Here is a 13,986-nt window from a genome sequence, read left to right on the forward strand (position 1 = left end):
TTCATTCAGGGCTCTCCTCCCTCTCAAGCGCCGTCAAGGCGCTTCTTTTTTTACCGATTGTTACAAAACATGGCGATGACATTTCCTGATCAAGTGGCTTTTCATAGGTATAAAGGCTCAACTACCAGAATGCATGGCTTGTGCTGCCTGATAGTTGTTAAAACAACAGTAGGTCAACAATTGCTGCGCGTGAGGCAGCAGTGTAGAGATGGCTAATTTGCTAAATACTATGTCAAACAAGCACTTGAAAGCTGGCACGTAAGTTGATTTATGAAAGGAATTAAGCATTTATCGAACACCATGTCCAAATCTACCGTTTCCCGACTCGCCAGCACCCGAATTCCCACGGCGTATGGCGACTTTCAACTCTGCTATTACAGCAACACCCTGGATAACAAAGAACATCTGGCGTTTGTGATGGGTAGCGTCAGCGATGCCGACAATGTCTTGGTGCGCATCCACTCCGAATGTTTTACCGGCGATGTACTGGGTTCCAGACGTTGCGACTGCGGCGAACAACTGGACCGCTCCTTGCAATTGATCGCCGGCCAGGGTGCCGGCGTTTTAGTCTATCTGCGCCAGGAAGGCCGCGGTATCGGCCTGTTGCAGAAAATGCGCGCTTATAACTTGCAAGACCAAGGCTACGACACGGTGGACGCCAATCTGTTGTTGGGGCATGGCGCGGATGAAAGAGACTATTCCTTGGCGGCCCGTATTCTGGAAGAGCTGGGCGTCAAGTCGATACGGCTGATGACCAACAATCCGTTAAAGATTCAAGCTCTGGAAAGCGAGGGTATCCGAATCAATGCCCGTTTTCCGTTGGAAGCCACAATTAATGCCGATAACGAAGGCTATCTGCTGACCAAAGTCCGGCGCATGGATCACTTATTAAAAATCAAACCTGCCGCTATCAGGGTAAGCGAGAGAGCCGCACATGCTTGTGAACCAGCAGATTGAGCGCTGGCTGATCGCCCAAACAGCGTTTTCCGAATCAGCGGAACGGCCGTTTGTCACGCTAAGTTATGCGCAAAGTTGGGATGGCAGCATTACCACGCGCGCCGGTGAAACCTTGGGCTTGAGCGGTTCCGAGTCGCGGCGTTTGACCCACCAACTCCGTAGTCCGCATGACGGCATCCTGGTCGGTATCGGCACGGTGCTGACCGATGACCCGCAATTAACGGTGCGCGAATGGGATGGGCACAACCCGCAACCCATCGTGCTGGATAACGGTTTACGCACGCCGCCGACCGCTCGCCTCTGCCAACGCAAGGATAAAGACTGCTCGCTGCTAACCTGTTTAAAACCCGACGGGACATTCGGCGGCAACGCCGAAATCATCACTTTAGCCGGCGATGACGATGGGCGTGTTGACCTGTCGGCAGCCCTGCAACGACTTTGGGAAAAAGGCATCCGGACATTGATGGTGGAGGGCGGCAGTCAGGTCATCACCGCATTTTTAAAAGCGCAATTGGCGGATGCCTTGGTATTGACCATTGCGCCGACTTTGGTCGGCGGTTACAAGGGCGTCGGCAATCTGGATTTAGGCTGTAAAAGCCAATTGCCGCAAATTCGTCCATTACATTCGCAAATGCTGGGACAAGATTTGATCATGTGGGGCAATCTGCATTACCGGGAGATGGCGGTAGCATGAGGGCCCGTCAGCTTTGGTTTATCAAGCCCGGAGAGGTTGAAATCCGCGAGCAGCGCTTGCCGCCGTTGCAGCCTGGGCAAATATTGGTGAAGAGTCTTTGCTCGGCGATAAGCGCCGGTACGGAAATGCTGGTTTACCGGGGACAATTGCCCACCGATATTGCGTTGGATGCCTCGCTGGCGGCCTTGCAGCAGCAAAACGCTTATCCCTTGCAATATGGTTATGCCTGCGTAGGCAACGTCGAACAAATCGGCGCTGGCGTCGATGCCTCTTGGTTAAATAAGCGCGTGTTTTCGTTTCAGCCGCACGCCAGTCATTTTATCGCTACACTGGATCAACTCATCGCGTTGCCGGATGATGTCGAACCCGAGGCGGCGGTGTTTTTAGCCAACATGGAAACGGCGGTCAATCTGATACTGGACGGCAGTCCGGGTTTAGGCGAACGAGTGACTGTTTTAGGGCAAGGCATCGTCGGCTTATTGCTATCCAGCTTACTGGCTCGTTTTCCCTTGGCGCAGTTGCTGGCTTTGGATGAAATCGGCAAACGCAGCAATTACGCCGAGTGGTTGGGTGTACACCGAACTTTCGACCCAAAGTCTGATAGGCAAATTGCCGAATTGAAAGATGCTTTACGATTGCCCGTGGAATTATCGGCAACACCGAACTCCGGCGCCGATCTGATCTACGAAGTCAGCGGCGCACCGGCAGCCTTGAATCTGGCTATCGACCTGTGCAGCTATTCCGGGCGCATCGTGATCGGCAGTTGGTACGGTAACAAATCCGCTTCCGTACAACTGGGTGGAGTGGCCCATCGCAATCGAATCAGATTCATTAGCAGCCAAGTCAGCAGTATTGCGCCGGAATTGACGGGGCGCTGGGATAAGGCCCGGCGTTTTCAACAGGCTTGGCGGATGATTCGGCAGGTGAAGCCGCAAGCACTGATCAGTCATCGCATTCCCATCGACCAAGCCGCAGACGTTTACCAGCTGCTGGATCAAGCGCCGGAACAAGTCTTACAAGCCGTTTTTATCTATTAATAGACCATAGCTTTAGCTAATCGCCGTGAATTTAGCCCCCTCTCCTCGTGGGAGAGGGCTGGGGTGAAGGGGGATAAAACCCTAGTCTAACCTTCGCCTAAATGACATGTTAGTACCAGAGCAGGAACAAGGCATTGGCCGCCAGTAACAAAAATAGCCACCGAAACCCAAGGAAAACCAACATGTACAGCGTAGCCGTCAGCCGAGACTTTATCGCCAACCATTACTTAATCGGCGGCGATTGGGGCAGCGAAAACCAACCCCACGCCCATCATTACATCGCCGAAGTGCGTATCGACGGCGAGGAACTGGATCAGCACGGCTATCTGGTGGACATCGTTGCTATCGAAGCCGCGTTGGATGAAATAGTCGCCGGTTTTCGCGACCAAATGCTCAACGACAAACCGGAGTTTGCGGGCTTAAACCCCAGTATCGAGCACTTCAGCCGCATTATCTGCGAAAAAATCGCCGCAGCCATTAATCCACCGGGCACAGGCAGATTGCGGGTAAAACTCTGGGAAAACGCCACCTGTTGGGCGGCTTACCGCTTGGCGTTCTAAGCGCTAAACAACGTGCATGTCGGCTTGCTGATCGTTGGAGATATGGACAGCGTCAGCGGTGGCTATTTGTATAACCGCAAGTTGGTGGCTTACCTGCAAAGCCAAGGTGACCAGGTCAGCATTATCAGCTTGCCGCCGCATAATTATTGGCGGCTGTTGGCGGAAAATATTACCGGCGATTTGCTGGAGAAAATCGCCGCAGCCAAGCCGGATATTCTGATTCAAGACGCCATGGCGCATCCGGCCGTGTTTTATTTGAATCGGCGCATCAGTAAACAACTCGACATCCCGATAATTGCCCTGGTGCATCTGCTAGCCAGCATCGACCACTCGCCTTGGCACAGTGCCTGGCTCTATCGGATTATCGAGCGCCGCTATTTACAAACGGTGAACGGCATCATCGCCAACAGCCGGACCACGCTAAGCCAAATCCAACAGCTACTGGCCGGCGAATTACCTCCGCACTGTATTGCTGTGCCGGCCGGCGATAATTTTGCGGGCGTAAACATCGATCACACAGCCGTGTTAAACCGCGCGCTGGAGCCCGGACCGCTGAGAATATTGCTGGTAGGCAACGTCATCCGCCGCAAGGGTTTGCATGTGCTGCTCGAAGCCCTTAGCCAACTGCCTGCACCGGACTACCTGCTCAGAGTGGCCGGACGGCTGGATATGGAGCCGGGCTATGTCGCGTATATCAAAACCTTGATTCAAGATGCCGGATTGACCCAAAACATGTCCTTGCTCGGTTCCGTGCAAGGTGAAGCGTTGGCCGATTTGTACCGGCAACACCATCTATTAGTCATGCCGTCCGCTTACGAAAGCTATGGCATTGTCTATGTGGAATCTCAGCAATTCGGCTTGCCGGTGATCGGCACCATGGCGGGAGCTGCCTGGGAGATTATTCGTGAAGGAGATAACGGCTATTTGATCGAACCCGAAGGTCATGTCGCCTTAGGCAATTTGTTAAAAACCCTGCATCATGATCGGCAACTGCTGGCTCGATTGGGCGCTAACGCCCTGCAATTCTATGCCGACCATCCCAAATGGGAGACAAGTTGCGCCGGCATCCGCGCGTTTTTATCGGGTCAAGTAATCGGGCAAAACCGATAAACGCTCAGCCATTCGCCAACAATCGCGTGCGCCGGCTGGCAAGTCCCTGTCGAGCACAGCTATCGATGTAGTGGTGCAGCGCCACCTGCGCATTGGTTTTAGAGGAAAACGGCCCTTTGCGGCCTTCCCGAGTCAAAAAATACCAGGCGTGTAACCCTGTACCAGGATTAACTACAGACAAAAATCGTTCCGTGCGAAACATAGACCACTCACTATCAAGGATTAAACAGGCGTGATGCCGATAATGTCGTATCACTATTTATGCCATGTTTATAAGCCTTGCCAAGTCTGGCCTTATTACACCGGATTAGAGAAAAATTGTTGCTGGAGATACTGATACTGTTGCTCGGGTGTATGGTAAACAATTTGGCGGGATGGCTCACAGGACTAAGCTAGGGCTAAACTCAATGGGCTTCGTAGGATGGGTAGAGCGAAGCGAAACCCATCGCTAACTTCAAACTTACGCTGAAAAAAATGACTGAATACCGTCGCCATCGTGTCCAGGGTGGCACTTACTTTTTTACGGTAAATCTGGCGGATAGAAGCCAAACACTACTGACGGATCATATTGAGATTTTGCGAGAATCCTTCCGTATGGTTAAACAAAAACATCCATTTACAATGGAAGCGATTGTAGTGTTGCCGGAACATCTGCACGCCATTTGGATATTACCCGATGGTGAAGATGATTTCAGTTTGCGCTGGCGACAAATCAAATCAGAATTTTCCAGGCATATTGAAATTGGTGAGAAAATTTCCCATAGCCGTATTCGTAAAAATGAAAGAGGAATCTGGCAAAGACGATTTTGGGAGCACCGAATAAAGGATGATAACGACTTTGCCAGACATGTGGATTACATTCATTTCAATCCAGTAAAACATGGTCACGTCACAACTGTCGCGGATTGGCCTTATTCATCGTTTCATCAGTATGTTAAGCGAGGGATTATTCCGGTTGATTGGGGCGGAGTAATGGGATTGGAAAATGATTTAAATTTGGAATAAGAATATTTATGAATTTTTACCTGATGGGTTTCGCTGGCGCTCTACCCATCCTACCGCTAAAAGAAAATTGGAAAGACAATGACAAATATAAATATTCAAAAATATAGTAGCCAAATTCAAGAAATGTCCTTGTGGGCTAAGAAGTTCACGAATTGGGATAAACTTCGCGCTATACAAAACAGCAAGATAATAAGTTCAACGTACGTATGGTTATTTGTTGTTCCACTTGTGGCAAAGTTATTGTCGAAAATAAATGAATCCATAAAAATAACTATCGACGGTAGTGTGTACGAATTTGTGATAGAGCTACCATTCTCCTGGGAGGTGTTCTTTTATTCGTCATTATGCTTTGTTATCGGTAATGTTATTTTTCTAGTTTTAGCTCCCGAGTTAATAAAAGATTTCAAAGATTATGGCGAGTACACTGGATCAAGAAGAAACATACATCATCTATCTAGGTATATGACAGAAAAATATAAGCTTCATCTAAATAATATTCGTGCTAAGGAGTTAGAAAGCTCTAAAGATTACGAAGATTTAAAGCGGCGTATTGGATTTAATGACAGTAGCAAAAATCAAAACCCTAAGGCAGAGGAAGATCAGTTCTGGTCGTTATACGACTATTTGAATATAGAATACCGTTATTTCAGATATATCTGCACTGCTTTTTATGCAATAGGTTTTGTGTTGTTTTCATGGGTGATTATAAGAAACATTTTTTGGGTACTAACTCATTAATTTGACTTATCAGGGCAGGGTGGAGAAATGCGAAACTCAACATGAAGACAGAACGAAGTGAATCGCATCACTCGCCACGGATGGGCTTCCTTTCGTCAGCCCACCCTCTCAAACCAACTTAATCCGCCGCAAAGCAATAAAAATAACCCGCGCCGCCGGTGCTGACCAGGTTTTCCTGGCTGCAGCCCTTGCTGTCGTGGGTGGAATTCCAGGAGACGTTGCCGCCGGTGGCGCCGCGGTTGGTGCGGTCGGAGTGGCCGACGCGAACGCTGCCTTCGCCGCTGCTGGTGTAGTTTTTACAGGTGTGGTCGGCAGCATCGGTGTAGGCGCGGCCGTCCGGTTTGGAGCCGGTGATTAGGTCGTGCTGGTTAGGTGTAGCGCCAACACCATTGATCTGCGCGCCTTTTTCGGTGAGGTTGGTGGTGCGATGCACGTTGTTGCCCAACTGGCCTAACTCCACGGTGTCGCCGTGCAGGTGTGCAACGTCGTTCGCGACAATCGCGCCGTTAGCGTTGGCCCAGGGGCCGTTGCCGATCCGGTCGCGGGCGTTGACGGCGGGTTGGTCGGCTGTGGCCTGGGTGCTCAAATAGGCGCGCCAGGTGCGGTTGCCGGCACCGACGTCGGTCGCCAGTTTCTGGCAATGCGCATCCGCGCCCGCCAGGCCGCCCAAATCCGCGCCTTTGCCGGAGCCAACACTGGTAACGAAAAAGCCTAGCGGTGGTTTGGGGGCGTCGCTGGGGGCTTGTTGAGCGAAGGCAGTGTTGGCGCTCAGAACGAGCAGGCCGGCAACAAAGCTAGTTTTTTTCATGCATTTTCTCTCTAGTTATGGGTTATCAAAACGGATTCCTTGAGCAAGGTTCCCGCTCCGAAAACAGCAGTAATCGTGCCGTATTTAATCGCCAGGAAATTCCGTTGTTGAACAGAGTTAATGCCCGCCAGCTGTTGCGATACAGACAGGGTTTGCTGGCTGACTGTCTTTAGAGAAGCACTTGGCTACCGACTTGCCTGTAACGCGCGCAAACAACCCAGGCCGCCGATGAGCATAATGGCATCGCGCAAACGCATTAACGCTATCAAGCCAACAGCTGTCTCGGCGGGCCAACTCAAATACTGAAACGCCCAAAACACCGCTGCTTCCAACGATCCGACGCCGCCCGGCAGCGGCAACAAAAACGACAGACGCATCGCCACCAACACCACCAGAAACGCCGAAACATCCAGGGCAAAGTCGAACACGCCGAGCAGCAGCCATAACTCCAATAGCAACCCGGCCCAGCCGCACAGAGAAAATATAAAGGCTTTGCATAAAACCGGCTTACCGGTAGTTACGGCAGCCTTTAAGTCACTACCCAGACGCTGCCAATGTGTTTCGATGTTTTGTAGGCGCGGATGATGCTGCCAACGCCGGGCCAGGCGCTTTAGCCAAGCCAATATCCGTTCCGGCTGCTTTAAAATAATCCAGCCAAATAGGGACAAGATCAGCAAGATAGCGATCAGACTTAGCAAGATTTCTCGCCAGTTGGCGACAGCGCCGGCCGGTGAAGCTAGCAGCAATAGCACGGCCAGAACCAAGATGCTGAAGTTGATCCACAGCTCATAAAATCTATCCAAGCCCAAACTCAGCAGCGCCCTGTGTAGCGGCAAATGGTAGCGCTTGTACAACCAGAAAATCTGCAAAGGCTCGCCGCCGAACTGCGGGCCGGGCGTGATGAAACTGACTGCTTGGCCGGCTTGGCGAATCAGCAATAACTGAGCAACACCAACCGGTAATTTCAGCAAATCACTGAGCACCCACCAACGCTGAGTCGCCATTAAGATAATGACCAGATTCAGACTTATCCAGCCTAGCCATTGGTTGAAAGAAAGTGTGCCAATAGTCAACGTGATAGTGGCGAGAGGCAATTGGCTAAACACCGCGCTAGCCAGCAGCAATCCAGGCAACCACAATAAAATCGGCAGCGCCTTAAACCAGTTCATCAGGCCCCGTCATAGCGTTGAATCCAGTCGTCGCCCCATCGCCACAGGCTATAACGGCCGGTGCCCAGCAGCAAAATCCAGCTGGCAGCGAAGATCAAACCATAAGACACAACTCGGTTGCTATCGTGCGGATAATGCCAACCCAAGGAGACGATCACGATCAAGGCTCCCAAGCGCCCGGCCAAGCCAAGCACAACCAGCGCAACGCCTAGCACCAGCAGTTTGTCCTCGGTGTCGATGGCATCCGGTATCAGCATAACCGCCAGCAACGGCACTAATAATCTCAGCCCTGGCTGAAAATACTGCGCGCTCCAATTTGCCAAGCACTCATAGTCCTGCTGCTTTAACCGACCGCACACCACCCACCAGTCCGCCGTAAATCCGAACAGCACCGGCAACATGAAGGCAATGCCGGCGATAGCGGTCAACTCGGGGTCAAGTAGCGGCCAGAGCGCCAAGGCAACAAACGCCATTTGAAAGCCCGCCAAAGTCCGACGCAAAGGATTTCCCGGCAAGTCGTATAAGGGCAAGCCCAGTAAACTACGTTGCTGCAAGCCCCAGCGATAAACATAGTAAGCCACGCTCAACAGCAGATAGGAGCCATGCAGTTTGCCCAAACCGATTGCCAATAGCGGTGCGATCACTAATCCCAGCGCATCGAAGCGAATGTCCAATTCATTACCCAACAGGCTCACCTGTTCGCTGCGGCGGGCCGCGAAGCCGTCCAACCTATCGAGGATAGCCGCCAGCGTGTAAAACAACGCCGGCAAGCATATAAATGTGACAAGAGTTTGCTGCATAAACAAAAAGCCGCCGGTCAGCGCGATGAATCCGCCGCGCAAGAGGGTTAAACGATTGCCCCAGCCGAGCCTGCCGTAAAGTGGCGCGTCCAAACTGGCGCGGTTCAACGGTAAACGCCGCCATGCGCATAGGCAGACATAAGCCCAGATTAGACTGGCGCGAAACAGCCAGAGGCCGGCAAGCTGGCAATCTTGGACAACGCTTAATACACCAAAACCGATTAGTAATACTCCCAAGCCCAATTGGGCGATTACGCGCAACTCCTGCTGCAGAAAATTTAAGGTGGCATTCTCGGTTGGTTGCATGTGTTTCCGTTACTGAGTCGGGTGACCGGTAAGCGCAAGCAGAAGCCGTGCCAATTTGGCGTTGTTTTTGCTTGCAAGCAGTATCAACCTTAAATATCTAACAGTACATTCGACTTAGCATGCCCGCCTCTGCAAACTTAAACTCACTTTATCGGCAACGATTTTGCCGGCCACATTTAACCGTCTTGCGGGAATATAGATGCTAGGCGATAACAGGATTTTTAATTCTCACCGGACTGATCACCTCGCAACCGGTTTGAATGGTTTTGCGGTGATTTATGTATTGACGGCGTTGCTTATTCCCAATCGCCTGAGCGCGATCTCGTTGGCGGCTTTTGCTTACCTGCCGTTGGAAGCGCTATTGCTTGGACTGGCGTTGCTGGTGCCGGGCCGGATCGGCTCACTGATTCGTCTGTGCGCTGCCGGTCTGCTGGCGACGGGGATCATTTTTAAAATGGCCGACCTCGCGGCATACCAGGTTTTTGATCGGCCGTTCAATCCGGTCCTGGATTCCCGCTTTCCGGCAGACGGCATGAATCTATTGCAAGGCGCCATTGGCCGGATTGGCGCCATCGTCGTCGCCGGTTTGCTCATCGCCTTGTTGCTGAGTATTTTTTGGCTGACCAACACCTTACTGCGCCGGCTACAAACGCTGTTGCAAAGTTCGGCGCAAATTAGCGGCACAGGTTTAATAGCCGGCCTTTTGGTGTGGAGCGCTTCCGCCTTCGCGGATTGGTCATACGCCGGCAAACCGTTTTACGACCTAATGGCCCAACACGTTGCCAGCATCCGTAGCGGCATGGCCGATCTGGAAAGTTTCAACAACATCGTCGATAGCGACCATTATGCCACCGTGCCGGACAACGCATTGTTCGAGAAATTGAAAGGCAAGGATGTGCTGGTGGTGTTCATCGAATCGTATGGCCGGACCGTGCTGGACAGGGCAGACTACGCCGCGCATATCCGGCCATTACTACAGCAAAGCAGCGCCGATCTGGCCACAAACGGTTTGTTGGCGCGTAGCGCTTACCTGACCTCGCCGACGTACGGCGGCATCAGCTGGTTGGCGCATGGCACCTTGATGTCCGGATTATGGATCAATAGCCAGACCCGCTACGACCGCTTGGTGATGAGCCAACGCCCGTCGTTGAATCGCCTGTTCCACCGGGCCGGCTGGCGCACTGTGGCGGTACAACCGGCACATACGATGGCCTGGCCACAAGGCGAATACTTCGGTTACGACCGCATCTATGCCGCACAGGATTTGGGCTACAAAGGCCAAACCTTCAACTGGATCACCATGCCGGACCAATACACGCTGTCGGCCCTGCAAGCCTTGGAGCGCAAACCCGGCGCTCGGCAACCGTTGATGGCCGAGCTGGCATTGATTTCGTCGCACGCCCCCTGGACGCCGTTGCCCGATCTGGTGGACTGGGACCAGGTCGGCGACGGCAGCATTTTCAATCAAGCCCGCGTCGGCGATACCCCGGAAGTGGTTTGGCAAAACACCGAGCGCATCCGTGAACAATATCGAAAATCCATCGAATATGCGCTGGCTAATATCGTCTCCTACGCGATTAAATATGGAGACGACAAGCTGGTACTGCTGGTGCTGGGAGATCACCAGCCGGCACCGTTTGTGACCGGCGAATCGGATAGCCATGACGTGCTGGTGCATCTGATTAGTCGCGACAGCAAGGTGATGGATGCAATAAAAGATTCGCAATGGACGGAGGGCATGCTGCCGTCAAGCGATGCGCCCGTGCTGGGCATGGATAAATTACGGGAGCGATTTATTGCGGCGTTTTCCCGGTAAATCTTGGTTCCTGGTTTTGCGCAAGGTTTCGAATAAGCGGTCGCGGGCATGTAAATATCCCAAGGTCCGAAAAGGATCAATTCGGCCAATTTCCAACCTTCGAGGTGTGGGCCGGTTTATGTCATAAATTGCTCGTCTACCGTGAAGGTAACCGGCCTTGCGCGGCTTTTCGCGCAAGGTCCGTGTTGACCGCAGGGTTAGGTTTCTTGGGCTGAGAAGAACGTGTCAATGTAGGCACCATATCGGTTCTCGAATTCCTCCAGATACGCTTGAAGGTCGGGGGTAGTGGGCGCATCGATGTTGGCTTGGACTTGCCATTTAGTTACGAGAGTAGCAAATATCTCATTCACCATGTGGGCTTGACGAAGAAGCAACACGACGAACTTGCGAGCAACCAAGGCGCCATCTTCGGTGCTGAGATTCCAGCCCGGAATCTTGTTTTGGTTGTGAACGAAATCATTCCGCTTCTGCAAGAACTCGCTAAGCAGTTCTTCAAAAGCAGGAAATAGCTGTGCTCGCTCTTTGACCTTCCCCAAGAAATAGCCGAGCGCCTTCTTCCTCTCTTGCCCCTCAATATGCTGAAGCCTTTCCCACGTTAGCTCGGTATCGCCTTGCAGCACGAACGTTGTGCAGAACTTGATGTTGCGTTCAACCGACTGGATATACGTCAGCGTGAACCCGATGAGCGAATAGATGTCGTGCTCGTTCGGTTGGTGCATGGCGTGAGAAACCTAACAAGATATTAAGCTGTTAACCGTATATCTACCCGATAATGCGCTTCGATAAGGTAATTTATTGATCTGCATATGATCTTCCTTTCTATATATCATTCGACGATGAAATAATGACCGGTAACAGCCTGACTGTTGCCATTGAATCATCTCAAGCGATAGTCCGCAACGGGTCGATTGTCACAGTTCGCCACTCTCTAAAGCCGACATTTTTTACCGGTTGAATCGTATCAGAACCAGCTAGTCGATGTCGCCAGCTCAGTTGCGGATATGCCGCTCATTCAGATCCTAAGAACCCAGCGCGCCAACTCGGAAATATCCTTGCCAGCCAAACCATCCGGATCGCCGCGATAATCCATTCGCGCGCCAATCCGGTAAATTCATTCGGGCCGGCGTTGGCGGCACCGTCCCGCCAAACAGGCGGGTGCTTAAACCTGGGGCGGACCAGTGGCCGAGTATCCGGGCGACACGCAAAACCCTCTCGTGGTTACCGCCGAGTGGTGCGTCGGCACATCCCAATCCCGTGTAGGTGTCGACGAAGCGTGCAGCGGTGCGCACCAGCGATTTGGGTGTACCACCGAGCACTTTGTGGATGCCCCTGTAGCCCGGCGGGATGCAGCCAAAGCTTTCGGCGGTGCCGCTGGGTATATTTTCGGTGCGCATGCGCGGCTTGGGCATATCGCCGGACAATTGCTCGAAGGATGTTGTTCCGCTGCTGAGTTAACAGCACGGCAGTTGTCCTCACCGATAAATCGTCCTCCTGTTTTTGATCGTCACTTGGTCGTTGTTCGCAAAGTAATTAACGCTAAAACAGTGGCTTAGCTAAATAAATACTCCTGATTATCGCGTTGTTATGGATTATGGGCCTGGTTTTTGCTGAATGCGGGCAACGACGTGGAAAGTTAAGCAAACCATTTTCCGCGATTGATTTTTTAGCGAATTAGCGGAGGACATATCGAATGAACACGAAAGGCAAACTGGTAAGCGGGATAGTTGTTGGCGGCTTACTTTCCCTGACCGCGCCGCCAGCCCATGCCCACCACGCCTTTTCCGCCGAGTTCGACGCCGAACAACCCATCGAGTTAAAAGGCGTGGTCACCAAACTGGAATTGGTCAACCCGCATAGCTGGCTGTATCTGGACGTGAAGCAAACCGACGGCAGCGCCAAGAATTGGGGATTCGAATTCGGCGCGCCGTTCAGCCTTAAACAAAAGGGCATAACCAAAGCCAGCCTGCCGGTCGGCAGCGAAGTCACCATCCAGGGTTATCGCGCGAAGAATGGCAAGGATTTTGGCTACGCGGTGACCACCGTGTTGTCTGATGGCCGTAGCGTTAAAACTGGCGGCGCTCAGGATGCTCCGGGGGCGCAAGCCAACGGCCAGGCGCAATAAACCGAATCGGATTTGTTTGAATATAAATATTACGGAATATACCCTCAATGCGTTCACCCAATAACGGTCCGTCATCGCTACAGATTGCGCTGATGCTGGCCAGCGGCTTGATTTTGCTGTTCCTGGCTACCGGCGACGCCGGTGCGGCCGGCCCTAAAATCCCCCGGCTTGCCAACGGCAAACCCGATTTTTCCGGCATCTGGCAAACTACCAGCGCCGCCGATTACGACCTGGAACCGCACAGCAACCGCAAGGACGCCCCGCCCGGCGCCGGCATCGTCGAAGGCCATTACCTGCCTTATTTACCCGCCGCACTGGAGCAAAAGAAGAAAAACTTCGCCGCTCGCGACACCCTGGACCCGGCGCTTAAAGGCTACACCTTGGGTGTACCGCGCGGCATTTATTACCCGGAGCCGTTTCAAATCTTCCAACGCAAACAAGACCTGACCTTGGTACACCAGTTCGGTCATTCGGTACGGACCATACATACCGACGAAACCGATCATCCGAAAGACCCTTACGATTGGTGGCTGGGCGACTCCCGCGCGCATTGGGAGGGCGATACGCTGGTGGTCGACGTCAAGCATTTCAACGACAAAACCTGGTTCGACCGGGCCGGCAATTATCACAGCGACGCGCTACATGTCGTCGAAAAATGGGCGTTTATCGACCCCAACACCGTCGAATATAAAGCCACCGTGGAAGACCCCAAGGTATTTAGCAAGCCCTGGAATCTATCGGTGATTTTGCACCGGTACCGGGAGAAGGATTTTCAGTTGATCGAGGACTACCGCTTTACGCTGGACTACGACGACGCTTATCCGCCCAAGCCGAATAAACCTTAAAGCCGGATACCAGACGAGG

General features: G+C 52.4%; 15 protein-coding genes. 10 read left to right on the top strand and 5 right to left on the bottom strand.

The genetic code is table 11. The annotated features are described in order from the left end of the window. Positions 1-300: 300 nt before the first annotated feature. The 7 genes from ribA (at position 301) to CWO84_RS07785 (ending at position 6,101) form a co-directional block, all read left to right on the top strand. On the top strand, positions 301-957 hold the full coding sequence (gene ribA, locus CWO84_RS07750) for a GTP cyclohydrolase II (protein WP_101052355.1): 657 nt from the start codon (positions 301-303) through the stop codon (positions 955-957). Beyond that, on the top strand, positions 935-1,651 hold the full coding sequence (locus tag CWO84_RS07755; RefSeq protein ID WP_101052246.1) for a RibD family protein: 717 nt from the start codon (positions 935-937) through the stop codon (positions 1,649-1,651). Before ribA ends, CWO84_RS07755 begins: the two co-directional genes overlap by 23 nt. Further along, a complete protein-coding gene (locus CWO84_RS07760; protein WP_033156373.1) occupies positions 1,648-2,688 on the top strand; it encodes a zinc-binding dehydrogenase in 1,041 nt (346 codons plus the stop codon). The genes CWO84_RS07755 and CWO84_RS07760 overlap by 4 nt, the downstream gene beginning before the upstream one ends. 182 nt (positions 2,689-2,870) lie before the next feature. Beyond that, the gene (locus CWO84_RS07765) at positions 2,871-3,248 is read left to right on the top strand and encodes a 6-carboxytetrahydropterin synthase (RefSeq protein WP_033156372.1); all 378 of its coding nucleotides are present in this window, start codon (positions 2,871-2,873) and stop codon (positions 3,246-3,248) included. Positions 3,249-3,260: 12 nt separating this feature from the next. After that, on the top strand, positions 3,261-4,358 hold the full coding sequence (locus CWO84_RS07770) for a glycosyltransferase family 4 protein (protein ID WP_101052247.1): 1,098 nt from the start codon (positions 3,261-3,263) through the stop codon (positions 4,356-4,358). Between the two features lie 474 nt (positions 4,359-4,832). Next, a complete protein-coding gene (locus CWO84_RS07780) occupies positions 4,833-5,363 on the top strand; it encodes a transposase (RefSeq protein WP_033156370.1) in 531 nt (176 codons plus the stop codon). A gap of 78 nt (positions 5,364-5,441) precedes the next feature. Beyond that, positions 5,442-6,101 (top strand): hypothetical protein, encoded by a 660-nt coding sequence (locus tag CWO84_RS07785; protein WP_033156369.1) that lies wholly within the window; start codon positions 5,442-5,444, stop codon positions 6,099-6,101. Between the two features lie 118 nt (positions 6,102-6,219). Here the strand turns inward: CWO84_RS07785 and CWO84_RS07790 are convergent, their stop codons facing one another. From CWO84_RS07790 to CWO84_RS07800, 3 genes are all read right to left on the bottom strand, one after another. Next, positions 6,220-6,909, bottom strand: a complete 690-nt coding sequence (locus CWO84_RS07790; RefSeq protein ID WP_033156368.1) for a hypothetical protein — start codon at positions 6,907-6,909, stop codon at positions 6,220-6,222. 185 nt (positions 6,910-7,094) lie between these two features. Continuing rightward, positions 7,095-8,078, bottom strand: a complete 984-nt coding sequence (locus CWO84_RS07795) for a lysylphosphatidylglycerol synthase transmembrane domain-containing protein (protein ID WP_033156367.1) — start codon at positions 8,076-8,078, stop codon at positions 7,095-7,097. Then, the gene (locus tag CWO84_RS07800; protein WP_051669905.1) at positions 8,078-9,184 is read right to left on the bottom strand and encodes a CDP-alcohol phosphatidyltransferase family protein; all 1,107 of its coding nucleotides are present in this window, start codon (positions 9,182-9,184) and stop codon (positions 8,078-8,080) included. The genes CWO84_RS07795 and CWO84_RS07800 overlap by 1 nt, the downstream gene beginning before the upstream one ends. 199 nt (positions 9,185-9,383) lie before the next feature. Between CWO84_RS07800 and CWO84_RS07805 the strand changes: the two genes are divergently transcribed. Continuing rightward, positions 9,384-11,000 (top strand): sulfatase-like hydrolase/transferase, encoded by a 1,617-nt coding sequence (locus tag CWO84_RS07805; protein ID WP_033156366.1) that lies wholly within the window; start codon positions 9,384-9,386, stop codon positions 10,998-11,000. 197 nt (positions 11,001-11,197) lie between these two features. Here the strand turns inward: CWO84_RS07805 and CWO84_RS07810 are convergent, their stop codons facing one another. Next, the gene (locus CWO84_RS07810) at positions 11,198-11,719 is read right to left on the bottom strand and encodes a hypothetical protein (protein ID WP_101052249.1); all 522 of its coding nucleotides are present in this window, start codon (positions 11,717-11,719) and stop codon (positions 11,198-11,200) included. A 300-nt stretch (positions 11,720-12,019) separates the two neighbouring features. Beyond that, on the bottom strand, positions 12,020-12,394 hold the full coding sequence (locus CWO84_RS07815) for a hypothetical protein (protein ID WP_129871385.1): 375 nt from the start codon (positions 12,392-12,394) through the stop codon (positions 12,020-12,022). A gap of 296 nt (positions 12,395-12,690) precedes the next feature. Here CWO84_RS07815 and CWO84_RS07820 point away from each other — a divergent pair, with 296 nt between their 5' ends. Both CWO84_RS07820 and CWO84_RS07825 read left to right on the top strand, forming a co-directional pair. Next, entirely contained in the window at positions 12,691-13,122 is a 432-nt protein-coding gene (locus CWO84_RS07820) for a DUF6152 family protein (protein WP_051669903.1), read from the top strand. 47 nt (positions 13,123-13,169) lie between these two features. Continuing rightward, positions 13,170-13,967, top strand: coding sequence for a hypothetical protein (locus CWO84_RS07825; protein ID WP_101052250.1), 798 nt, complete (start codon positions 13,170-13,172; stop codon positions 13,965-13,967). Positions 13,968-13,986: the final 19 nt, after the last annotated feature.

Origin of the sequence: Methylomonas sp. Kb3 (assembly GCF_002834115.1) — a bacterium.
In the GTDB taxonomy this organism is placed as follows: Bacteria; Pseudomonadota; Gammaproteobacteria; order Methylococcales; family Methylomonadaceae; genus Methylomonas; species Methylomonas defluvii.